The 23,301-nt window shown below is 71.5% G+C and carries 17 protein-coding genes and 1 pseudogene; 10 read left to right on the forward strand and 8 right to left on the reverse strand.

What is annotated here, in order from left to right:
* The first annotated feature begins 195 nt into the window (after nt 1-195).
* Nucleotides 196-2,853, forward strand: coding sequence for a cellulose binding domain-containing protein (locus ACGFZS_RS22390; RefSeq protein ID WP_393796632.1), 2,658 nt, complete (start codon nt 196-198; stop codon nt 2,851-2,853).
* A gap of 44 nt (nt 2,854-2,897) precedes the next feature.
* Here the strand turns inward: ACGFZS_RS22390 and ACGFZS_RS22395 are convergent, their stop codons facing one another.
* Both ACGFZS_RS22395 and ACGFZS_RS22400 read right to left on the reverse strand, forming a co-directional pair.
* Complete coding sequence (locus ACGFZS_RS22395) at nt 2,898-4,772, reverse strand: rhamnogalacturonan lyase (protein WP_393796633.1); 1,875 nt, start codon at nt 4,770-4,772, stop codon at nt 2,898-2,900.
* Nucleotides 4,773-4,809: 37 nt separating this feature from the next.
* Nucleotides 4,810-5,757 (reverse strand): helix-turn-helix transcriptional regulator, encoded by a 948-nt coding sequence (locus ACGFZS_RS22400; RefSeq protein ID WP_393796634.1) that lies wholly within the window; start codon nt 5,755-5,757, stop codon nt 4,810-4,812.
* 63 nt (nt 5,758-5,820) lie between these two features.
* On the opposite strand from ACGFZS_RS22400, the gene ACGFZS_RS22405 reads away from it, so the two are divergent.
* On the forward strand, nt 5,821-6,300 hold the full coding sequence (locus ACGFZS_RS22405; protein WP_393796635.1) for a hypothetical protein: 480 nt from the start codon (nt 5,821-5,823) through the stop codon (nt 6,298-6,300).
* Nucleotides 6,297-6,764, forward strand: a complete 468-nt coding sequence (locus ACGFZS_RS22410; protein WP_393796636.1) for a hypothetical protein — start codon at nt 6,297-6,299, stop codon at nt 6,762-6,764. Before ACGFZS_RS22405 ends, ACGFZS_RS22410 begins: the two co-directional genes overlap by 4 nt.
* Here the strand turns inward: ACGFZS_RS22410 and ACGFZS_RS22415 are convergent.
* Nucleotides 6,742-7,389 (reverse strand): annotated as a pseudogene (locus ACGFZS_RS22415) (class I SAM-dependent methyltransferase); the annotation flags it as partial. The gene ACGFZS_RS22410 and the pseudogene ACGFZS_RS22415 overlap by 23 nt on opposite strands.
* A 728-nt stretch (nt 7,390-8,117) precedes the next feature.
* Entirely contained in the window at nt 8,118-8,423 is a 306-nt protein-coding gene (locus ACGFZS_RS22420) for a 4a-hydroxytetrahydrobiopterin dehydratase (protein ID WP_365684892.1), read from the reverse strand.
* A 134-nt stretch (nt 8,424-8,557) separates the two neighbouring features.
* On the opposite strand from ACGFZS_RS22420, the gene ACGFZS_RS22425 reads away from it, so the two are divergent.
* From ACGFZS_RS22425 to narI, 7 genes are all read left to right on the forward strand, one after another.
* Nucleotides 8,558-9,421: a helix-turn-helix transcriptional regulator gene (locus ACGFZS_RS22425; protein ID WP_365684890.1), complete on the forward strand. Its 864-nt coding sequence runs from the start codon at nt 8,558-8,560 to the stop codon at nt 9,419-9,421.
* Between the two features lie 110 nt (nt 9,422-9,531).
* Nucleotides 9,532-10,395 carry a helix-turn-helix domain-containing protein gene (locus tag ACGFZS_RS22430; protein ID WP_393796637.1) on the forward strand — a complete coding sequence of 288 codons (864 nt, stop codon included), beginning with the start codon at nt 9,532-9,534 and terminating at the stop codon, nt 10,393-10,395.
* A 17-nt stretch (nt 10,396-10,412) separates the two neighbouring features.
* On the forward strand, nt 10,413-11,228 hold the full coding sequence (locus ACGFZS_RS22435; RefSeq protein WP_393796638.1) for an SAM-dependent methyltransferase: 816 nt from the start codon (nt 10,413-10,415) through the stop codon (nt 11,226-11,228).
* Between the two features lie 78 nt (nt 11,229-11,306).
* The gene (locus ACGFZS_RS22440; protein ID WP_393796639.1) at nt 11,307-14,993 is read left to right on the forward strand and encodes a nitrate reductase subunit alpha; all 3,687 of its coding nucleotides are present in this window, start codon (nt 11,307-11,309) and stop codon (nt 14,991-14,993) included.
* Nucleotides 14,993-16,597, forward strand: coding sequence for a nitrate reductase subunit beta (narH, locus tag ACGFZS_RS22445; protein ID WP_393796640.1), 1,605 nt, complete (start codon nt 14,993-14,995; stop codon nt 16,595-16,597). Before ACGFZS_RS22440 ends, narH begins: the two co-directional genes overlap by 1 nt.
* Nucleotides 16,597-17,091, forward strand: coding sequence for a nitrate reductase molybdenum cofactor assembly chaperone (gene narJ, locus ACGFZS_RS22450; RefSeq protein WP_355719220.1), 495 nt, complete (start codon nt 16,597-16,599; stop codon nt 17,089-17,091). Before narH ends, narJ begins: the two co-directional genes overlap by 1 nt.
* Entirely contained in the window at nt 17,088-17,810 is a 723-nt protein-coding gene (narI, locus tag ACGFZS_RS22455) for a respiratory nitrate reductase subunit gamma (RefSeq protein ID WP_393796641.1), read from the forward strand. The genes narJ and narI overlap by 4 nt, the downstream gene beginning before the upstream one ends.
* Before the next feature lie 6 nt (nt 17,811-17,816).
* Here the strand turns inward: narI and dnaK are convergent, their stop codons facing one another.
* The 4 genes from dnaK to ACGFZS_RS22475 form a co-directional block, all read right to left on the reverse strand.
* Entirely contained in the window at nt 17,817-19,664 is a 1,848-nt protein-coding gene (dnaK, locus tag ACGFZS_RS22460; RefSeq protein ID WP_393796642.1) for a molecular chaperone DnaK, read from the reverse strand.
* 135 nt (nt 19,665-19,799) lie between these two features.
* Nucleotides 19,800-20,225: an OsmC family protein gene (locus ACGFZS_RS22465; RefSeq protein WP_355719228.1), complete on the reverse strand. Its 426-nt coding sequence runs from the start codon at nt 20,223-20,225 to the stop codon at nt 19,800-19,802.
* 79 nt (nt 20,226-20,304) lie between these two features.
* Nucleotides 20,305-22,131, reverse strand: coding sequence for a hypothetical protein (locus ACGFZS_RS22470; RefSeq protein ID WP_393796643.1), 1,827 nt, complete (start codon nt 22,129-22,131; stop codon nt 20,305-20,307).
* Nucleotides 22,128-23,189, reverse strand: coding sequence for a MoxR family ATPase (locus ACGFZS_RS22475; protein WP_365684871.1), 1,062 nt, complete (start codon nt 23,187-23,189; stop codon nt 22,128-22,130). The genes ACGFZS_RS22470 and ACGFZS_RS22475 overlap by 4 nt, the downstream gene beginning before the upstream one ends.
* Between the last annotated feature and the right edge of the window lie 112 nt (nt 23,190-23,301).

The following is a 23,301-nucleotide window of genomic DNA, read 5'->3' on the forward strand; positions in this document are numbered from 1 at the left end:
CAAACGCAGTCCCGCGCCCCTGACGGGGCGCTGTGGGCACCGTCTCTCCCGAGGAGCCGTCCGAAAGAGTTCCGCGTGCGTGGTCCCGCCACCTGACGGTGGGGCCGACCGCCGGGCGATCCCCGCCCGCACAGGGGGTCGCCCGGCATCTCTCACACCCGGCAGAAAGCGCTTGCCCCTCCGGAAAGGAACCCCGTGCGAAGAACCCGCATTCTCACGGCCGTGCTGGCTCTCGCGGCCGGTCTGCTCGCGGGCACCCCGCCCGCGCTCGCCGCCGCCCCTCGGGCGGCGCTCGCCGCCGACACCTACACCTGGAACAACGCCCGGATCGACGGCGGTGGATTCGTCCCCGGGATCGTCTTCAACCGCACCGAGAAGAACCTGGCCTACGCCCGCACCGACATCGGCGGGGCCTACCGCTGGTCGGAGTCGACGAAGACCTGGACGCCGCTGCTGGACTCGGTCGGCTGGGACGAGTGGGGGCACACGGGTGTGGTGAGCCTGGCCTCCGACGCGGTCGCCCCGGACAAGGTGTACGCGGCCGTCGGGACGTACACCAACAGCTGGGACCCGACGAACGGCGCGGTGCTGCGCTCCGCCGACCGGGGCGCCAGCTGGCAGAAGACCGATCTGCCCTTCAAGCTGGGCGGCAACATGCCGGGCCGGGGCATGGGCGAGCGGCTGGCGATCGACCCGAACAAGGACAGCGTGCTGTACCTGGGCGCGCCGAGCGGCAAGGGGCTGTGGCGGTCGACGGACTCGGGGGTGACCTGGTCGCAGGTCACGAACTTCCCCAACGTCGGTAACTACGTGCAGGATTCGACCGACACCACCGGCTACGCCTCGGACAACCAGGGCATCGTGTGGGTCACCTTCGACGAGTCGACGGGCACGGCGGGCACGGCGACGAAGACGATCTACGTCGGGGTCGCCGACAAGGACAACGCGGTGTACCGCTCGACGGACGCGGGCACGACCTGGACCCGGCTGGCCGGCCAGCCCACCGGGTACCTCGCCCACAAGGGCGTCCTGGACGCGAAGAACGGCTACCTCTACCTCGCCTACAGCGACAAGGGCGGCCCGTACGACGGCGGCAAGGGCCAGCTCTGGCGGTACGCGACGGCGACCGGCGCCTGGACGAACATCAGCCCGGTCACGGAGGCCGACACCTACTACGGGTTCAGCGGCCTGACGGTGGACCGGCAGCATCCCGGGACGGTGATGGCGACGGCCTACAGCTCCTGGTGGCCGGACACCCAGCTCTTCCGCTCCACGGACAGCGGGGCGACCTGGACGAAGGCCTGGGACTACACGTCGTACCCGAACCGCTCGAACCGCTACACGATCGACGTCTCGTCCTCCCCCTGGCTGACCTTCGGCGCGAACCCGTCGCCGCCCGAACAGACTCCGAAACTGGGGTGGATGACGGAGTCGCTGGAGATCGACCCGTTCAACTCGGACCGGATGATGTACGGGACGGGGGCGACGCTGTACGGCACCGAGGACCTCACGAAGTGGGACAGCGGCGGCCAGTTCACGGTGAAGCCCATGGTGCGGGGGCTGGAGGAGACCTCGGTGAACGACCTGGCCGCTCCCCCGTCCGGCGGGGCCCAGCTCTTCAGCGCCCTGGGTGACATCGGCGGCTTCCGGCACACGGACCTCACCAAGGTCCCGTCGATGATGTACACGTCCCCGACGTTCACGACGACCACGAGCCTGGACTTCGCGGAGTCGAACCCGAACACGGTGGTCCGGGTGGGCAATCTGGACTCCGGGCCGCACATCGCGTTCTCGACGGACAACGGGGCCAACTGGTTCGCGGGGACGGATCCTTCGGGGGTGAGCGGTGGCGGCACGGTCGCCGCGGGCGCCGACGGAAGCCGGTTCGTGTGGAGCCCGGCGGGCGCCGGCGTGCAGTACACCACGGGCTTCGGCTCGTCCTGGTCGGCGTCGAGCGGCATCCCGGCGGGCGCGGTCGTGGAGTCCGACCGCGTGGACCCCAAGACCTTCTACGGCTTCAAGTCAGGCACGTTCTATGTCAGTTCGGACGGCGGCGCGACCTTCACGGCGTCCGCCGCGACCGGATTGCCGAGCGGGGACAGCGTGCGGTTCAAGGCGCTGCCGGGGACGAAGGGCGACGTATGGCTGGCGGGCGGTGCGACGGGCGGCGCCTACGGCCTCTGGCACTCGACGAACGGCGGCACGACCTTCACCAAGCTCGCGAATGTCGACCAGGCCGACACGATCGGCTTCGGCAAGGCGGCGCCGGGAGCCTCGTACCAAACCCTGTACACCAGCGCCGAGATCGGCGGTGTCCGGGGCATCTTCCGCTCCACGGACCAGGGTTCCACCTGGACCCGCGTCAACGACGACGCCCACCAGTGGGGCTGGACGGGCGCGGCCATCACCGGTGACCCACGGGTGTACGGGCGGGTGTACGTCTCTACGAACGGCCGTGGCGTGATCTACGGCGACACCTCGGACACCGGCGGAGGCGGAGGCGGCGGCGGAGGCACGGACCCGACCCCGACCGGCGCCTGCACGGTCGCCTACACCATCACCAACCAGTGGACGGGCGGCTTCCAGGCGGACGTCCGGCTCACCAACACCGGCGCCACCTCCTGGACAGGCTGGTCCCTCGGCTGGTCCTTCCCGAACGGCCAGACCGTCGGGCAGCTCTGGAACGCCGACTGGACCCAGTCCGGCGCGGCCGTGACCGCCAAGAACGTCAGCTGGAACGGCACGGTGGCCGCCGGCTCCTCGGTGTCCTTCGGCTTCACCGGCACCTGGACCGGCACCAACACCCAACCCACCGCATTCAAGCTGGGCGACCAGACCTGCACGGCCGCCTGACAACCGAGGGCGCGTGCCGCACCGGGCACGCGCCCTCTTTCGTTTCAGGGTGTGTACACCGACGGCCGAGGTGCCGTCGTCATCCCGTCGCCGATGAAGAAGCTCGGGTGCGGGGGCTGGTTGTAGGCCGTGTTCTGCCAGGCCAGGGCGGTGCGGTACTGGGTGTCGTGGAGGAGGGTGGTGATTTTGGTGGTGGTCTCGTAGGGGGTGGAGTAGATGCGGAGGGCGGTGTTGTCGGTCGTGGGCCAGACGACCTCCTCGCGCCAGTCGCCGAGGATGTCGCCGGAGAGGGACGGGGTCGCCTTGGTGCTGTTGTTGGAGTGGACACCCGAGCCGGTCAGCAGACGGGTGTCGGCGGAGGTGCCGTACTTGTCGATGTGGGTGTCGTCGAGGAGTTCGCGGACCGGGTCGCCGTCCCACCAGGAGAGGAAGTTGGTGCTGGAGGGCTTGCGGGTGGCGACGATGGTGCCCTGCGGGTTGCGGACGCCGTCGGCGTGGGAGGACCAGGACTCGGCGCCCGCGCTGCCCGCCCAGATGTCGCCGGAGACACCGCGGCCGTTGTCGCCGTTGGGGTCGGTGGACCAGAGGATCTCGCCGGTCCTGGCGTCGGCCATCCAGGAGGACGGCTTGGAGCTGTCCTCGTCGACCTTGAACTCCTCCAGGCCGGGGCGGGCGGGGTCGAGGTCGCCGACGTGCAGGGCGTCGCCGTGGCCGTTCTTGGTGGTCCACAGGCCGTAGCCGTTGTCGTCGACGGCCATCGAGCCGTACACGATCTCGTCCTTGCCGTCGCCGTCGACGTCCGCGACGGCGAGCTGGTGGTTGCCCTGGCCGTCGTAGCCCTTGCCGGTGTTGGTGGAGGAGTTGGTGTCGAAGGTCCAGCGGCGGGTGAAGGCGCCGTTCCGCCAGTCCCAGGCGGCGATGACCGTGCGGGTGTAGTAGCCGCGCGCCATGATCAGGGAGGGGCGGGCGCCGTCCAGGTAGGCGGTGCCGGCGAGGAAGCGGTCGACGCGGTTGCCGTAGGAGTCGCCCCAGGAGGAGACCGTGCCGCGTGCGGGGACGTAGTCGACGGTGCCCATCGCCCTGCCGGTCTGGCCGTTGAACATGGTCAGGTACTCGGGGCCGGAGAGGATGTAGCCGCTGGAGTTGCGGTAGTCGGCCGAGGCGCTGCCGATCACGGCGCCGGTGCCGTCGACCGTGCCGTCCGCCGTCTTCATGGCGACCTCGGCCTTGCCGTCGCCGTCGTAGTCGTAGACCTGGAACTGGGTGTAGTGGGCGCCGGAGCGGATGTTCCGGCCCAGGTCGACGCGCCACAGGCGGGTGCCGTCGAGTTTGATGCCGTCGAGGATGGTGTCGCCGGTGTAGCCGGACTGGGAGTTGTCCTTGGCGTTGGTGGGCTGCCACTTGAGGACGAAGTCCAGCTGGCCGTCGCCGTCGAGGTCGCCGACGGAGGCGTCGTTGGCCTCGTAGGAGTAGGAGACGCCGTCGGGGGTGGTGCCGCCGGCGGGCGGGGTGATCGGGACGTCCTTGTAGCCGGTGCGGAACTGGATCGCGTGGACCGAGTCGGCCTGTTCGACGCCGTTCACGATCGCGCGGACGGTGTAGTCGGCCTGGGCCGGGGCGCCGGAGTGGAAGTAGTTCGTGGAGCCCGTGACCGGGGTCGAGTTGACCTTGGTGCCGGCGCGGTAGACGTTGAAGGAGACGTCGTCGGGGTCGGTGCCCAGCCAGCGCCAGCTGACCAGGTTGCCGGCGTCGGTGTGGACGCTGACCACGCCCCGGTCCAGGGCTTCGACCTGGCGGGCGGTGGCCGCTTCGGCGGGGGTCGTCGTGGTGAGGGCGGTCAGGCCGGCGGCGATCAGGGCGGCCGCGGCGGTCAGTGCCGACAGCGCGGCGGAACGGCGTCTGCGATGCGGGTGCTGCACGGGGGTACCTCCCGGGCGGGGCGGACGGATTCCCCTCTCAGTGGCCGCCGTCCGGCTCGGCGTTGCCGTATCTTTCGGCCAGTTCGGCGACCGTCCGGGCGATGTGTTCGCGCAGCTCGGGCGGGGCCAGGACCTCGATGTCCGTGCCCAGGCGGAGGAATTCGGCTACGGCGCGGTCGGCCGACTCGACGGGGACCCGGGCGAGTGTCCAGGCGTCGGCCGCCCCGACCGGTGTCGCTCGCGGCAGGGTCACCCCTGGCGCCAGCCGGACCAGGGCCTCGGCGCTGAACAGCCGGTCCTGGAAGTCGCGTTGGTAGGCCGCCCAGTACGCGGCCAGGTCGAAGTCGTCAGGGCGGGTGAACTCCTCGCCCGGGGAGGTGAGTTCGAGGATCTGGTCGACGCGGAAGGTGCGCGGGCCGGGGCCCGCGACGACGTACCAGCGGCCGGCCTTCAGGACGAGTCCGTACGGTTCCAGGCGGCGGTCCACGTCGGTCGGTTCGGCCCAGCGGCGGTAACGGACGTGCAGGACACGGCTGTTCCACACCGCGTCGGCGACCGCCGGGAGGTACGGCGCCTCCTCGCCGTCCGCGTACCAGCCGGGGGCGTCGAGGTGGAAGCGGCCGCTGATCCGGTCGGCGTGGGCGCGCAGCTCCGGCGGCAGGGCGGCGCGGACCTTGAGCTGGGCGGCGGCAAGGACCGGGCCGAGCCCGAGGTCGGCGGCGGGGCCGGGGGCGCCGGCCAGGAAGAGGGCCTCGGCCTCCCCCGTGGTGAGGCCGGTGAGGCGGGTGCGCCAGCCGTCGAGGAGGCGGTAGCCGCCCGCGTGGCCCGCGTCGCCGTACAGCGGGACGCCGGCCGCGCCCAGCGCCTCGACATCCCGGTAGACCGTGCGAACGGACACCTCCAGCTCCTCGGCGAGCTGGGCGGCGGTCATCCGGCCCCGGGTCTGGAGCAGGAGGAGGATCGAGACGAGCCGGCTGGACTTCATCGCCCCAGGATGCCGGTTTCCACTGACAGAAGATGTCAGTGGAGCGGGCCTAGCGTCCGGTCCATGAGCTTCACGGAAAAGCTGCTGACCGTGCCGCCCCCGATCGAGGTGGCCGGCCGGCGCGTCAAGCGCTACCACGTCACCTCCGACCCCGCGGGCATCGCGCCCGAGGTGGCGGAGGCCGCCTACGCGATCCTGCCCGAGCTGCTGCCGGAGCCGGACGGCACCCCGCCCGCGACCTTCGTGGTCCTGCACCGGGGCGGGGACACCGGCGCCTACCTCAACGCCTACAGCTGGGTCTGGGACAACGTGCTGCACTTCAAGGGCGCTTCGGCGGGCCAGCCGGTGCTCGGCTGCCCGGACACGGACCCGACCCACTTCATCAGGCCCGACCTGCCGTGGATCGGCTGCGTCTGGGAGCTGCCGCCGATCCAGCACGAACGGGACGCCTGGGTACGGCATCTGCTCGCGCCCCAAGTCCCGGACCTGGACGCCTACTTGGCCGACTCACTGCCCGAGGGAACCACAGGAGACCACCGATGAGCAGCCCGCACGACTTCGACTTCCTGCACGGCGACTGGGAGGTGCGCAACCGCCGCCGGACCGACTTCCTGGCCCCGGACGGCGACTGGACGGAGTTCCCCGCCGTCTGCCACTGCCGGCCGCTGTTCGACGGTGCCGCGAACATCGACGAGATCGACATGCCGGCCCTGGGCGCGCAGGGCGCCACCCTGCGGCTCTTCGACCGGGAGACCCGGGAGTGGTCGCTGAACTGGGCGGCGAACCGGAGCGGCAAGCTGTTCCCGCCGGTCGTCGGGCGGTTCGAGGGCGACCGGGGGGAGTTCTACGGCGACGACACGCACGACGGCAAGGACGTCAGGGTGCGGTTCGTGTGGTCGGGGGTCTCCCCCACCGGCGCGCGCTGGGAGCAGGCGTTCTCGGTGGACGGCGGGGAGACCTGGGTGACCAACTGGACGATGGACTTCAGCCGGCCGCCGGTTTCCTGAACGCCCGGACGGCGAAGCGGGGGTCGGGGCGGCGGCGGTCCTGGTCGGGCAGGGCCGCCAGCCGCGCGGCGAACTCCTCGACGCGGGGGTCGCCGGGCCGCAGCACCGTGAACCAGCCGCGCCGCAGGTCGGCGATGGTGGAGCGGGGGCTGCGGCCCTGGCCGCGACCGGTGAAGACGGCCTGCCCGGCGGGGAGCAGGCCGTGGGCGGCCGCGTGTGCCGTCACGGCGTCGGCCGCGTCACTGACCGGGCGGCGCGGGCGCGGCGCGAGGACCGCGTCGATGTCGCTCCCGACGTCGTGTGCGGCCGCCTTGTCCACGGTCGTGACATACACCCCGCCGGGGCGCAGCACCCGCGCGCACTCCGAGACGACCGCCCGGACCTCGCCGGCGTCCGCTATGAGGTGGAGCAGCCAGACGGTGGTCACCGCGTCGAACGTGCCGTCGGCAAAGGGAAGTTGACGGCCGTCCGCCAACGCGATCGCACCCGGCAGCCGTGCCGCCGCCCGCCGCGCCATCGCGGGTGCCCGGTCCGCTCCGACGACCTGGAGAGCAGGGCGTGCCGCGGCGAGGCGACGGGTGACGATGCCAGTGCCGCAGGCGAGATCGAGGAGACGGCCGCGACGATCGGGGCCAGCGGAGCCTACGGGGCTGCCAGGACTCGCTGGGCTTGCGGGGGTGCCAAGGCTACCGGGGCCTGCGGGGCTGCCGGGACTCCCTGGGCTTGCGGAGCCGCCGGGGCTCCCTGAGCCTGCGAAGCTGCCAAGGCTCCCGGAGCTTGCGGAACTGCCAGAGTCTGCGGGGCTTGCGACGCCGTCGGGGCTCCGTGGACTTGCGGAGCCGCCGGGGCTTCCTGGGCCTGCGAAGGTGCCAGGCCCTGCGGAGCTGCCAGGGTCCCCTGGGCCCGCAGAGTTGCCAAGACTCCCGGAGCCTGCGGGGCTTGCGGAGCCGCCGGAGCTCGCAGAGCTGCCAGGGCTCCCTGGGCCCGCGGAGCCGCCAAGGCCCGCGGAGCCTGCGAAGCCGCCGGAGCCTACGGGGCTTACGGAGCCGCCGGAGCCCGCGAAGGTGCCAGGGCCCACAGAGCTACCAGAGCTCCCTGGGCTTGCGGAGCTACCAGGGCCCGCAGAGCTGCAGGGGCCACCTGGGCCTGCGGAGCTACCAGGGCTCCCTGGGCCCGCGAAGCTGCCAGGGCCCCCTGGGCCGGTGGGGCCGCCAGGGCCTGCCGGGCCGCCACGGTCAGTGGGGCCGCCGGGGATCAGGCCGAGGACGGCTTCGGCGGCTGCCTCGGCGCGGGCCTCGCCGCCGCGCGACGCGTCGTAGGCCTCGGCTTCCTTGTCGTAGTCGAGCACACGGCTCAGTGTGCGCCGTGACCTGGGGCGATGTCCTCCACCCTGCGGGCGAGTTCGAAGTCCAGCGGGGTGACGGCGCCGCCGACGCTGTGGGTGTTCACGGTGAGGGTGACGGTGTGGTAGCCGAGGGTGAGGTCGGAGTGGTGGTCGAGTTCGTCCTGGATGCGGGCGATGTGCACGACGAGCGCGGTGGCGGCGAAGTGCGAGTCGAGGCGGTAGGCGCGGGCGAGCCGGTCGCCGTCCAGCGACCACCCCGGCAGCTCCGTCAGCCGGTCCTCGATCTCCTGCTGCGACAGCGGTGCGACGGCCATGGTGCGGCTTCCTTCCCTGGTCCGGCGGGGGCGTATACGGGGCCAGCCTGCCATGGACGGGCCCTCCGGGCGTCCTGCGCACGCCGTCACCAGCGCGTCGCCGAAGACACCGCACCTCGACTACCGTCGCGTCCATGACCACCGCCGCGTCCGGTCCCGCCGCCTCCTCCCCGACCGCCCCCGACGGCAAAGGCGTCGGCCCGCTGCTGCGCGCGTGGCGGGAGCGGCGGCGGGTGAGCCAGCTGGAGCTGGCACTGCGTGCCGACTCCTCGGCCCGGCACATCAGCTTCGTCGAGACGGGCCGTTCCCGGCCGAGCGAGGAGATGGTGCTGCGGCTGGCCGAACACCTGGACGTCCCGGTCCGGGAGCGCAACGCGCTGCTGCTGGCGGCCGGTTACGCCCCGCACTACCCGGAGACCCCGCTGGACGACCCGGCGCTGGCCGCGCTGCGGGACGGTATGGAGCGGCTGATCCGGGGCTACGAGCCGTATCCGGCGCTGGTCGTGGACGCCACGTACACGGTGGTCGCCGCCAACCGGGGCATCGCGCTGCTCCTGGAGGGCGTACCGGAGTCGCTGCTCGCGCCCGCGCCGAACGCGATGCGGCTGACCCTGCACCCGGACGGCCTGGCGCCGCGGATCCGGAACCTGCGCGCGTGGCGCGGGCATCTGCTGGAGCAGATGGAACGGCAGATCGCGCTGCACCGCTCCGCCGCGCTGCGGGAGTTGTACGAGGAGGTCGCCGCCTATCCGGCGCCGCCGGGGCCGGAGGACGGCGAGGGCGACGGGGGCGGCGAGGGCGACGGGCGACCCGCCGAACCCGTCGCCTGGTTCGCGCTGCCGCTGCGGATCGAGCACGAGGGGCGGGTGCTGTCGTTCGTGTCGTCGATCTCGACGTTCAACACACCGATGGACGTGACGGTCGCCGAGCTGGCCATCGAGACGTTCCTGCCGGCGGACCCGGCGACGGCCAAGTACCTGCACGCGCTGGTGGGTTGACGCAAAGGGTGCTCCGCGCGTAGACACAGGAGTCTGCCTCGACAACGTGTGCGACGGCGGCATCGCGTGTCAGACTGCACGCGTACTTGTGCACGTAGGGGAGGCGTGGCGTGAGTGAGCGGCGTGCTGCGCCCACGGTGGGTCAGGTCGTGCTCGGCAAGCGGCTCCAGGAGCTGCGCGAGGCGGCGGGTCTGGGCCGGGACGAGGCGGCCCGGGTACTGCGGGTGGCCCAGGCGACCGTCCGGCGCATGGAGATGGCCGAGGTCTCGCTGAAGATCCCGTACGTACAGGTGCTGCTGGAGACGTACGGGGTGGCCGAGGAGGAGCAGGGCGCGTTCGTGCGGCTGGCCGAGGAGGCCAACCAGCCGGGCTGGTGGCAGCGGTTCCACGATGTGCTGCCGGACTGGTTCAGCCTGTATGTGAGCCTGGAGGGCGCGGCCCGGGTGGTGCGGTCGTACGAACCGCACTTCTTCCCCGGCCTGTTGCAGACCGAGGCGTACGCGCGGGCCGTGATGGAGGCCGGGACGATCGGGCACGCCGACCCGACGGCCGTCGAGCGGCATGTGGCGCTGCGCATGACCCGGCAGCGGCTGCTGGAGCAGGACGATCCGCCCCACCTGTGGGTGATCATGGACGAGACGGTGCTGCGGCGCCCGGTCAGCATCGACTGCGGCGTGATGCGCGAGCAGGTGGACAAGCTGCTCTCCTACGTCGAACGCGACCGGATCACCCTGCAGATAGCCGAGTTCGCGAGCGGCCCGCACCCGGGGACGTACGCGCCGTTCACCCTCTTCCGGTTCGCCGAGCCCGAACTGCCGGACATGGTCTTCACCGAGTACCTGACCGGCGCCCTGTACCTGGACTCGCGGGACGAGGTCGGGGCCCATCTGGAGGTCCTGGACCACATGACGGCCCGGGCCGCCTCGGCCCAGCGGACCGAGGACCTGCTGCGCGAGTACCGCGACAAACTCTGATCCGAGGAGCACAGACTGTGACCGCACCCGAGCCCGCCCCGACCTCGATCGACACGAGCCGGCCGCATCCGGCACGGGTGTACGACTGGTGGCTGGGCGGCAAGGACAACTACCCGGTGGACGAGGAACTCGCCCGGAAGATCCTCGCCGTGGACGGCACGGTGCTGCGCGGGGCGCGCGCCAACCGCCGGTTCATGCAGCGGGCCGTGCGGACCGCCGCCGAGTCCGGCACCCGCCAGTTCCTGGACATCGGCACCGGCATCCCCACCGAGCCCAACCTGCACCAGGTGGCGCAGGGCGTGGCGGCGGAGTCGAAGGTGGTCTACGCGGACAACGACCCGATCGTGCTGCGGCACGCCGAGGCCCTGCTGCGGGGCACGCCCGAGGGCAGCACCGCGTATGTGCACGCCGACGTCCGGGACGTCGACACCCTGCTGGCCCGGGCCGCCGAGTCGCTGGACTTCAAGGAGCCGGTCGCGCTGTCGCTGGTGGCGCTGACCCACTACCTCGACGACGACCCGGCCGGCGACGACGTGTACGGCCTGCTGAAGCGGTACGTCGACGCGCTCGCCCCCGGCAGCCATCTGATCCTCTCCCAGGTCACCCCGGACCTGAGCCCCGAGGCGATCGCGCAGGCGGCCGAGAACTTCCGGCGCAGCGGCACCCCCTTCCACCCGCGTTCGCTGCCCGCGTTCTCCCGCTTCTTCGACGGCCTGGAACTGCTCGGCCCCGGCGTGATCCCGGTCTCCGGCTGGCGCCCGGACCCACAGGACGTGGCGCTCCAGCAGGAGGGCATCGTGCCGGTGTACGGCGGGGTCGCCCGCAAGGTCTGACCCGTCCGGGTGCCCTGAACAGGTGCGTTCCCGCGCCCGCCCCTAGCGTCGAAGCGAAGGGTGAGCAAGGGAGCGCAGGTGACCGACACCGAGACACCGCCCAAGGAGCCGGGCGCGGCGCTGCTGGGCGCCGCCCGGTTCTTCCGGCCCGGCACGCCCGCACCCGACCTGCACAGTGTGGCCCTGACCGGCGGCCGGGAGGCGGACGCCTTCTACCGGGACCGCTGGAGCCACGACAAGGTCGTGCGGTCCACCCACGGGGTGAACTGCACGGGTTCCTGTCGCTGGAAGGTGTACGTCAAGGACGGGATCATCACCTGGGAGACCCAGGAGACGGACTACCCGTCGGTCGGCCCCGACCGCCCCGAGTACGAGCCCCGCGGCTGCCCGCGCGGGGCCGCGTTCTCCTGGTACACGTACTCGCCGACCCGGGTGCGCTACCCGTACGTCCGGGGCGTGCTCCTTGAGATGTACCGGGAGGCGAAGAGCCGGCTGCGGGATCCCGTGGCCGCCTGGGCGGACATCCAGAACGACCCCGAGCGCCGCCGCCGTTACCAGCGGGCGCGCGGCAAGGGCGGCCTGGTGCGGGCGACCTGGGACGAGGCGGTGGAGATCGTCGCCGCCGCCCAGGTGCACACCATCAAGGCCCACGGCCCGGACCGTATCGCCGGCTTCTCCCCCATCCCCGCGATGTCGATGGTGTCGCACGCGGCGGGCGCCCGCTACCACTCCCTCATCGGCGCCCCGATGCTCTCCTTCTACGACTGGTACGCGGACCTTCCGGTGGCCTCCCCGCAGGTCTTCGGCGACCAGACGGACGTGCCGGAGTCCGGCGACTGGTGGGACGCGGCCTATCTGATGATGTGGGGCTCGAACGTCCCGGTGACCCGCACCCCGGACGCGCACTGGATGGCGGAGGCCCGCTACCGCGGCCAGAAGGTGGTCGTGGTCGCCCCCGACTACGCGGACAACGCCAAGTTCGCCGACGAGTGGCTGCACCCGCACCCCGGCACGGACGGCGCGCTGGCCCTCGCGATGGGCCACGTCGTCCTCAAGGAGTTCTTCGTCGACCGCGAGACGCCGTTCTTCACGGACTACGTACGGAAGTTCACCGACCTGCCGTTCCTGGTGACCCTGACCGAACGGGACGGCGCCCACGTGCCCGGCAAGTTCCTGCGCGCCACCGACCTCGGGCAGGCGGGCGAGGGCGCCGAGTGGAAGACGGTCGTCCTGGACGCCGCCTCCGGCCGCGCGGTCGTCCCCAACGGCTCCCTCGGCTTCCGCTGGACCAACACAGGCGAGGGCCGCTGGAACCTCGAACTCGGCCCCATCGAACCGCAGTTGAGTCTGTACGGCAGTGAGGTCGCGAGCGGGGTCGAGGTGCTGCTGCCGCGCTTCGACACGGAGGGCGGCGAGCACGGCCAGGGGCGTGGCGAGGTGCTGCGGCGCGGGGTGCCCGCGACCCGGCTGGGCGGGCCGGACGGCCCCCTGGTGACGACCGTCTACGACCTGCTGCTCGCGCAGTACGGGGTGTGGCGGCACGGCCTGCCGGGCAGCGGCTGGCCCACCCACTACGAGGACGCGAGCACTCCGGGCACCCCCGCCTGGCAGGAGCGGCACACCTCGGTCCCGGCCGCCAAGTGCGTCAAGATCGCACGGGAGTTCGCGCGGACCGCCGAGCGCTCCAAGGGCCGCTGCATGATCCTGATGGGCGCCGGCACCAACCACTGGTTCCACTCGGAGACCATCTACCGCGCCTTCCTGTCCCTCCTCCAGCTGACCGGCTGCCAGGGCCGCAACGGCGGCGGCTGGGCGCACTACGTCGGCCAGGAGAAGTGCCGCCCGGTGACCGGCTGGGCCTCGCTGGCCTCGGCCAACGACTGGTCCCGGCCACCGCGCCAGATGATCGGCACGGCCTACTGGTTCCTCAACACCGACCAGTGGCGCTACGACCGTTTCGGCGCCGACGTCCTGGCCTCGCCGCTCGGCGAGGGCCGGTTCGCCGGCCTGACCGGCGCCGACTGCCTCGCGCTGTCGGCCCGCACGGGCTGGATGCCCTCGTACCCGACCTTCGACCGCAACCCCCTGGAACTGGGTGAGGCGTTCGGCGACCCGGTGGCCAAGGCGGTGGCCGAACTCCGCGCGGGGACGCTGAAGTTCGCGTGCGAGGACCCGGACGCGCCGGCGAACTGGCCGCGCGTGCTGACCCTCTGGCGGGCCAACCTCCTCGGCTCGTCGGCGAAGGGCGCTGAGTACTTCACCAAGCACCTGCTGGGCACGCACTCCTCGCTGCGCGCCGAGGAGGCGGCCCCGGACGAGCGCCCCCGGGACGTGACGTGGCGCGAGGAGGCACCCGAGGGCAAGCTCGATCTCCTTCTCTCCCTGGACTTCCGGCAGACCTCCTCGACCCTGCTGTCGGACGTCGTGCTGCCCGCCGCCACCTGGTACGAGAAGCACGACCTGTCGTCGACGGACATGCACCCCTACGTGCACTCCTTCACCCCGGCCGTGGACCCGCCCTGGCAGGCGCGAACCGACTTCGACACCTTCAAGGCGCTCGCGGAGCGGCTGAGCGAGCTGGCCGTGGACCATCTCGGGGTGCGCCGGGACCTGGTGGCCACGCCGCTGCAGCACGACACCCCGGGGGAGATCGCCCAGCCCGGCGGGGTGGTGCGGGACTGGAAGCGCGGCCAGTGCGATCCGGTCCCGGGCGAGACCATGCCGAACCTGACCGTGGTCGAGCGGGACTACACCGCGATCGGCGCCAAGTTCGCGGCGCTGGGGCCGCTGGTGGAGCAACTGGGCCTGCCCGCGAAAGGGATCACCCTGAAGCCGGACGAAGAGGTGGCGCGGCTGCGGGAGTCGAACGGCGTCGGCTACCAGGGCCGCCCGTCCCTCGACACGGCGGTGAAGGCGGCCGACGCCATCCTGGCGCTGTCCGGCACCACCAACGGCCGGCTCGCCACCCAGGGTTTCCGCACGCTGGAGCGGCGCACCGGGCAGCGGATGGCGCACCTCGCCGCCGAGCACGAGGGCAAGCGGGTCACCTACGCCGACACCCAGGCGGCCCCGGTCCCGGTGATCACCTCGCCGGAGTGGTCGGGCAGCGAGTCCGGCGGCCGGCGCTACACGGCGTTCACCCTCAACACCGAGCAGCTCAAGCCCTGGCACACCCTCACCGGCCGCCAGCACTTCTTCCTCGACCACGACTGGATGCACGAACTCGGCGAGGCGCTGCCGATCTACCGGCCGCCGCTCGACATGCACCGGCTCTTCGGGGAACCGCGGCTCGGCCCCGACGGGCAGCGGGAGGTGACGGTCCGTTACCTCACCCCGCACAACAAGTGGTCGATCCACTCCGAGTACCAGGACAACCTGTTCATGCTCGCGCTCTCCCGGGGCGGCCAGAACATCTGGATGTCCCCGCAGGACGCGGACGCCATCGGGGTGCGGGACAACGACTGGGTCGAGGCGGTCAACCGCAACGGCGTGGTGACGGCCCGGGCGGTGGTCTCGCACCGGATGCCGGCCGGCACGGTGTACATGCACCACGCGCAGGAACGCACGGTGGCCGTCCCGAAGACGGAGACCACCGGCAGGCGCGGCGGCATCCACAACACCCTCACCCGCCTCATCCTCAAGCCGTCCCACCTGATCGGCGGTTACGCCCAGCTGTCCTGGGCCTTCAACTACCTGGGCCCCACGGGCAACCAGCGTGACGAGGTGACGGTGATCCGCCGTCGCGGCCAGGAGGTCGAGTACTGATGCGTCCCATGGCCCAGATCGCGATGGTGATGAACCTCGACAAGTGCATCGGCTGCCACACCTGTTCGGTCACCTGCAAGCAGGCGTGGACCAACCGGCGGGGCATGGAGTACGTCTGGTTCAACAACGTCGAGACCCGGCCCGGCCAGGGCTATCCGCGCCGCTACGAGGACCAGGAGACCTGGCGCGGCGGCTGGGAGCTGAACCGGCGCGGGGCGCTGAAGCTCAAGGCGGGCGGGCGGCTGCACAAGCTCGCCGGGATCTTCTCCAACCCCAGGCTGCCGGAGATCAAGGACTACTACGAGCCCTGGACGTACGACTACAAGAACCTCACCGACGCCCCGCTCGGCGACGACTACCCGGTGGCCCGCCCGGTCTCGCAGCTCGACGGCAAGCCGATGAAGATCGAGTGGTCCTCGAACTGGGACGACAACCTGGCCGGCGCCCCCGCCTACGGCGACCTGGACCCGATGGTCGAACGCACCCGGCAACAGGCCGCCGACAAGGTGAAGTTCGAGTTCGAGCAGACCTTCATGTTCTACCTTCCCCGGATCTGCGAGCACTGCCTGAACCCGTCCTGCGTGGCGTCCTGCCCGTCCGGGGCGATGTACAAGCGGGCGGAGGACGGCATCGTCCTGGTCGACCAGGACCAGTGCCGGGGCTGGCGGATGTGCGTGACCGGATGCCCGTACAAGAAGGTCTACTTCAACCACGCCACCGGCAAGGCCGAGAAGTGCACGCTCTGCTACCCGCGCCTGGAGGTGGGCCTGCCGACGGTCTGCTCGGAGACCTGCGTGGGCCGGCTGCGCTATCTCGGGGTGGTCCTCTACGACGCCGACAAGGTGACGGCGGCGGCCGAGACCAAGGACGAGAAGGCGCTGTACGAGGCCCAGCTGGGGGTCTTCCTCGACCCGGAGGATCCGGGGGTGCAGGTGTCCTGCGAGGCGGCGGGCATCCCGTACGACTGGATGGAGGCGGCCCGCCGCTCCCCCGTGCACCGGCTGATCAGCGGGTACCGGGTGGCGCTGCCGCTGCATCCGGAGTACCGCACCCTGCCGATGGTCTGGTATATCCCGCCGCTGTCCCCGGTCGTGGAGGCGCTCTCGGAGACCGGCCACGACGGCGAGGACGCCGGGAACCTCTTCGCCGCGATCGACACCCTGCGCATCCCCCTGGAGTACCTCGCGGAGATGTTCACCGCCGGTGACACCGTCCCGGTGCGGGCGTCCCTGGAGAAGCTGGCCGCGATGCGCTCCCACATGCGGGCGCTCAACCTCGGCGAGGAGCCGGACGCGGCGATCGGCGCCGCCGTGGGGATGGCGCCGGAGGAGATCGAGGCGATGTACCGGCTGCTCGCGATCGCCAAGTACGAGGACCGCTATGTCATCCCCACGGCGGCGGTCGGCGACGCCCGCCGCCTGGAGGAGTCCGCGCTGCCCGACGGGTGCAGCCTGGACTACGACGGCGGCCCGGGTATGGGCGGCGACGGACCCTTCGGCCAGGACTCGGGCCGGAAACTGCTCCCTCTGGTGTCGGTGGAGAACTTCCACGTGCTGCGCAGACGGCAGACCTCCGACACTCCCGACGAGGCGAAGGAGGACTGATGCCCTCGGACGCGGTGTTCTACCAGGCGGCGGCGCTCTGTCTCACGTACCCGGACGACGACTTCGTCGCCCGGCTGCCGCTGCTGCGCGAAGCCGCCCCGCAACTGCGGGAGTTCACCGACCACGCGACGGTGACCCCACCGCAGGAGCTGGCCGCGCACTACGTGCAGGTCTTCGACTTCAAGAACCGGCACAGCCTCTACCTCAGCTGGTGGCAGGACGGTGACACCCGCCGCCGGGGCATGTCCCTGGTCCGGTTCAAGGACCTCTACAAGGCGTACGGCATGGAGTTCACCGGTGAGGAACTGCCGGACTTCCTGCCCGCGGTCCTGGAGTTCACGGCCCGCACCGGCAACACCGACCTGCTCACCGAGCACCGCGACTGCCTGGAGCAGCTCCGCTGCCGGCTCACGGACTTCGGCACGCCCTACGCGTCCGTCCTGGACGCGGTCTGCGCGACGCTGCCGCCGGCCCCCACCGGAGCGCGCCGATGACCACCCTCCTGTGGGGCGCCCTGCCCTACATCGCCTTCGCCCTCCTCGTGGCGGGCCTGGTCTGGCGCTACCGCTACGACAAGTACGGGTGGACCACCCGCTCCTCCCAGGTCTACGAGTCGAAGCTCCTCAACATCGCCTCCCCGGCCTTCCACTACGGCATCCTCTTCGTCCTCGCCGGACACCTCGTCGGCCTGTTCGTCCCCCCGTCCTGGACGGCCGCCGCCGGCGTCAGCGAACACACCTACCACCTGTTCTCCCTCTACGGCGGCACGTTCGCGGGCGCCCTCACGGTGGCGGGCCTGGCCCTCCTCCTCTACCGCCGCCGCACCCGCGCCCCCGTCCTGCGCGCCACCACGACCAACGACAAGATCATGTACCTCGTCCTGGTCGCCGCCATCGTGCTGGGCATGACCGCGAAACTCACCCACGCCTCCGGCGACGGCTACGACTACCGCGAGACCATCGCCCCCTGGGCCCGCAGCCTCTTCACCCTCCAGCCCCGGACGGCCCTCATGACGGACGTCCCGGTCCTCTACCAGATCCACGCCGTCATCGGCATGATCCTCATCGCCCTGGTCCCCTACACCCGCCTCGTCCACATGTTCAGCGCCCCACTCCCGTACCTCTTCCGCCCGTACGTGGTCTACCGAACAAGAGACCCCAAACAACTGGGCCCCAGGCCGGACCGCCGAGGCTGGGAAACAACCCGCCGCTGACCCGCCTCAGCCGGCCGTACCCCTCTCGTCGTCCACGATCTCCGCGTCCACCACGCCCTCCTCGTCGGCTTCGGGGGCCCGCTGTTCCCCGGCCGAACCGCCGGAGGCTGACGCGTACATGGCCTGGCCCATCCGCTGGCTCACCGTGGCCAGCTTCTCCACCCCGGCCCGGAGTTCGGCGGTGTCGGCGTTCCGCTCCAGCAGCGCCTTCAGCTCGGCCACCGCGCCGTCCACGTCGGCCCTGACCTCGGGCGGCACCCGCTCCTCGTTCTCGCGGACGAACTTCTCGGTCTGATAGACGAGTTGCTCGGCCTGGTTGCGGGTCTCCGCGGCCTCACGGCGTTCGCGGTCCTGCTCGGCGTACTGCTCGGCCTCCCGCATCATGCGGTCGATGTCGTCCTTGGGGAGCGCGGAGCCGCCGGTCACGGTCATCTTCTGCTCGCGGCCGGTGGCGAGGTCCTTCGCCGAGACGTGCATGATCCCGTTGGCGTCGATGTCGAAGGCGACCTCGATCTGCGGGACACCGCGCGGCGCCGGCGGCAGACCGGTGAGGTCGAAGACGCCGAGCTTCTTGTTGTACGCGGCGATCTCCCGTTCGCCCTGGTAGACCTGGATGCCGACCGAGGGCTGGTTGTCGGCGGCGGTGGTGAAGATCTCCGAACGCCGGGTGGGGATCGTGGTGTTGCGCTCGATCAGCTTGGTCATGATGCCGCCCTTGGTCTCGATGCCCAGGGACAGCGGGGTGACGTCGAGGAGCAGCACGTCCTTGACGTCGCCGCGGATCACACCCGCCTGCAGGGCCGCGCCCACCGCGACGACCTCGTCCGGGTTGACGCCCTTGTGCGGGTCCTTGCCGGTGAGTTCCTTCACCAGGTCGGTGACGGCCGGCATCCGGGTCGAGCCGCCGACCAGGATGACGTGGTCGATCGCGGACAGCCGCACGCCCGCGTCCTTGACGGCCTGGTGGAAGGGCTTCTTGCAACGGTCCAGCAAGTCCGCCGTCAGCTCCTGGAACTGAGCCCGCGTCAGCTTCTCCTCCAGGTGCAGCGGCCCCTCGGCGGACGCGGTGATGTACGGCAGGTTGACCGACGTCTCCGTCGACGAGGACAGCTCGATCTTGGCCTTCTCGGCACCCTCGCGCAGCCGTTGCAGCGCCATCCTGTCGTTGCCGAGATCGACGCCGTACTGCCCCTTGAAGCGTGTGACGAGGTGCTCGACGACCCGCTGGTCCCAGTCGTCGCCGCCCAGACGCGTGTCGCCGTTGGTCGCCTTGACCTCGATCACGCCGTCGCCGATCTCCAGGAGGGAGACGTCGAAGGTGCCGCCGCCGAGGTCGAAGACGAGCACGGTCTGCTCCTCGCCCCGGTCCAGGCCGTAGGCGAGGGCCGCGGCGGTCGGCTCGTTGATGATCCGCAGCACCTTCAGACCGGCGATCTCCCCGGCCTCCTTGGTGGCCTGCCGCTGCGCGTCGTCGAAGTAGGCGGGGACGGTGATCACCGCGTCGGTGACGTCCTCGCCGAGGTAGGCCTCGGTGTCCCGCTTGAGTTTCTGCAGCACCCGCGCCGACAGTTCCTGGGCCCGCAGCCGGGCGCCGCCGACGGACCCGCTCTCCGGGAACCGCCAGTCCGGGTCGCCCATGTGCCGTTTCACCGAGCGGGCCGTGCGGTCCACGTTGGTCACCGCCTGCCGCTTGGCGACCTCGCCGACCAGCACCTCGCCGTTCTTAGCGAAGGCCACCACCGACGGGGTGGTGCGCGCCCCCTCGGCGTTGGCGACGACGGTGGGCTCACCGCCCTCCAGGACGGCCACCACCGAGTTCGTCGTACCGAGATCGATCCCGACCGCACGTGCCATGTCCGTCCCCTTCCGCCCGGGCACTTCCCCGACTCCAGATCAAAACCTGAGCGGGCCGTTGTCAATGCCGGGTACCCGGTGAACAACGAAGCCGCGCCCCGATGACGGGGCGCGGCGTCCGAAGGGGGACGGCGGTCAGGCGAGCTTGGCGTCCAGGGTGATGGTGGTGCCGGCCAGGGCCTGGCTGACCGGGCAGTTCTTCTTGGCCTCCTCCGCGGCGGCGACGAAGCCCTCCTGGTCCAGGCCGGGAACCGTGCCCTCGACGGTCAGGTGGATCCCGGTGATGCCCTCGCCCGGCTGGAAGCCGACGTCGGCGCTGGTCACCAGCTTGGTGGGCGGGGTACCGGCGCCGGCCAGGGCGTGCGAGAGGGCCATGGAGAAGCAGCTGGAGTGGGCGGCCGCGATCAGCTCCTCGGGGCTGGTCTTGCCGTTCGCCTCCTGCGAGCGCGAGGCCCAGGTGACCGGCTGCTGGCCGATACCGGAGGAGTCGAAGGTGATGACACCGTTGCCCTCCAGGAGACTGCCTTCCCAGACGGTGTGTGCGGTGCGCGTGGTGGCCACGGTTGTTCCTTTCGGCGTATGCAGGCGACTGCGGGCGATCGAACCGGATTCGCTGCCTCCCATCCGATCACATCCGGGCTCACCGCACCCGGAAGACCGGCCCACGGGGAGTGAACGGCAGGCGACGACCGTCCGGGATCAGATACGCGTGCTCGCGTCGCACCCGCAGGACGTCGCACCAGCCGTCGGTGATCACCAAGACCGGTGCGTTCGGCGGGAAGTCGTCCGCGCGCTGCAGCAGGTCGATGCCGGGCTGGAGGACGGTGCCGCCGCGGCCGTGCACCCGGACCCGGCCCGCGATCTCGGTCGCCGGCAGGTAACCGGCGTCGTACGGGGCCGCGTCGCAGAAGACGACCCGGGCGGCCGGGACGTCACGCGCCCCGGCGTAGGAGGCGATCGCGCCGAGGGCCTTGCCGAGCAGGGTGCGGTCCATGGAGCCGGAGGTGTCGAGGACCACCCCGAAGGTGCAGCGGGCCACTTCCTCGGGCGGAAAGTACCGGCCCGCGCGCGGGATGTCCGGGGTGGAGGACTGCCGGCGGGAGGGGCGGGCGTACGACCGTACGGCCACCGGGCTGGGTACGAACTCGTCGAACCAGCGGGCGAGTCGCGCGTCCCAGGGCAGCGGCGGATGGCTGAGCGCCCGGATCTCCTCGACCAGCCCGCCGGGCAGGAAGCCCCGCTCCTGCGTCCGGTGCAGTTCCAGACCGTTGCCCAGCCCCCGGCGGTAGAACTCGTCGAGGTCGACATACGCGCCGGGCGGCCTGATCGGGGCGCCCAGCACATCACCGCGCCCCTTGCCGCGCAGGGTGGCCAGCCGGCGCATCCGGCGCAGGTCGACGGCGATCCGGTCGTACACCTCCTCGGCCGAGAGGTCCTTCAACTCCGGGTCGTACAGCAGACCTTCGGGCATGGTGCCGACGCGCATCTCGACCAGCCAGCCGTTGATGACGTAGTCGCAGGCGATGTTGAAGAGGAAGTGATCACGGCCGCCGAGGCGGTCGCCGTGGCGCAGGGCGGCGTGCAGCATCTCGTGGGCGAGGACGAACCGCCACTCCTCGTCGTCCAGGGTGCGCAGCGGGTTGACGTAGATCTCGCCCGCCTCCGGGTTGACGGCGGCGATCGCGATGTCGTGGGCGCGGGCCAGTTCGGCGTCGGCGACCAGCTTGATGCCGGCCGCGATACCGCCGAGCAGCGGATAGGAGGAGACGAACCAGTTCAGCGCCCGCTCCCAGGGGCGCAGCGGGGTCGGCGGGCCGGACATGGAGGTGCGGCGGCCGCCGGCCAGGTCCATGGCGCGGGACATGGTGCGGGTCAGCGCGTGTGCGAACGCCAGCTGCCAGTCGGGGGTCTGGCCGGCCCACTTGCTCCAGGAGAGCAGGAGCTGGTCCGGTTCGCCGCCGCCCGTGCCACCGCGTTCGTAGGCGGCCGGGACGGAGCCGAGGCGCCGCCAGCCGGCGGCGAGCCGCTCCTCGTCGCCCTCCGGGTAGGACGCGGGCAGATGGTCCGGCGCCTCGCCGACCGGGAAGGTCCCCAGGAACCGGTTGACGACGGTGCAGCGGGCGGCCAGTTCGTAGCGGTCGGGCTGGCTGCGCGGCCCGGTGGCGGCCGGGAGGTGCCCGAAGCCGAGATGGAGGGTGCAGTGGGCCAACGCCCAGGCCCACTCGGCCGGTTCGGCACGCCGGGTGGCGTGCGCGTGCAGCACGCCGTCCGAGTCGGCGCGCACCAGCCCGTCGCGGGGCGCGAGTTCGCACTTCTCGTGCCGGCAGATGGTGAACTCGACGGCCCGCAGCGCCGGGTTGGCGCGCAGCAGCTCGACCCCGGCCGCGAAGTTCTCCGCGGCCGGGTCCTTCTTCTGCTCTTTCCTCTGCTCCTTCTTCTGCCCTTTGCCGGCGGCGGCCCGGCTCATCGCCGGGCCTCGACCAGGCGGGGCATGTCCCGGGCCGCCTCGACCAGGAACCAGGCGGGCAGCACGGGGTTGCCGTCGGCGTCGGAGGCGATGACGGTCTGGGCGACCTCGACGGAGATCTCGGCGAGCTGCACCAGCAGCGACTTGGCCCGGTACGCGGTCTGCCGGCCGTTCGCCGACATGTGCTCCTTGGCGGCGGGCAGGTCCTTGACCAGCCGCCCCCGGAACGACTCGGCGAGGTAGTACAGCAGGTCGCGGTCCTCGATCCGGTGCGGCCAGCCCGCGTCCCCCTTGAGGATGGCCTCGATCCCGAACCGGCTGCGCACGATCTTGACGTAGCCGCAGAAGGCGGTCGCGTGCGCGGGCGTCAGCGTGCCGTGCGCGAGGACCTTCAGCGTCCCCTCGTCGAGGCCGTGCCCGAAGGAGTGCAGGGCGTCGGAGAGCATGTGCCAGGACCGCGGGGTGGAGAACGGCTCCTCGGTCTTCGGCGGCTTGGACCACAGGTGGTCCGGCCGGTCGGTGAGGTGGTCCACGATCCACGGGTGGATCCCGTGGGCACCGGCCCAGGCGAGCCAGTCGTGCGCGGAGGCCTCCAGATGGACGTGGGCCAGCCGGTTGACGAGCGCGGAGGCGATGGGCCGGGCCAGCGCGTTGTCGGTGGCCCGGTTGCCGGCGCCGATCACGATCGACCCCTTCGGCAGCTCGTAGTTGCCGACCCGCCGGTCCAGGATCAGCGAGTAGAACGCCTTCTGCACATCCGGCGTGGCCGCGTTCAGCTCGTCCAGGAACAGACAGTACGGCTCGTCCCGGGCGATCACCTCCGGCGGGCAGAAGACCGACCGCCCGTCCCGGATCTGCGGGACGCCGATCAGGTCCTCGGGCGCGAGCTGCGTACCGAGCAGACTCACGCACTCCAGCCCGAGCGACTCGGCGAACTCCCGCACCAGCGAGGACTTTCCGATACCGGGCGCGCCCCAGATGAACACGGGCCGCACGGTGGCGAGACCGAGCAGCAGCTCGGGAAGACGGGAGGGCGTGACAGTGACGGCTGCCTGCAAGAGGCGTCTCCTTGGGAAGCGTTCGGAGGCGTGACGACTCGAACAGTCTGTGTCGCGGGCAGGAGGAACGCAGCCCATTTATCCGCGGCTGGGCGAAGCGCCCCGTCAGGGG

It is taken from the genome of Streptomyces sp. NPDC048288 (genome assembly GCF_043201555.1).
In the GTDB taxonomy this organism is placed as follows: Bacteria; Actinomycetota; Actinomycetes; order Streptomycetales; family Streptomycetaceae; genus Streptomyces.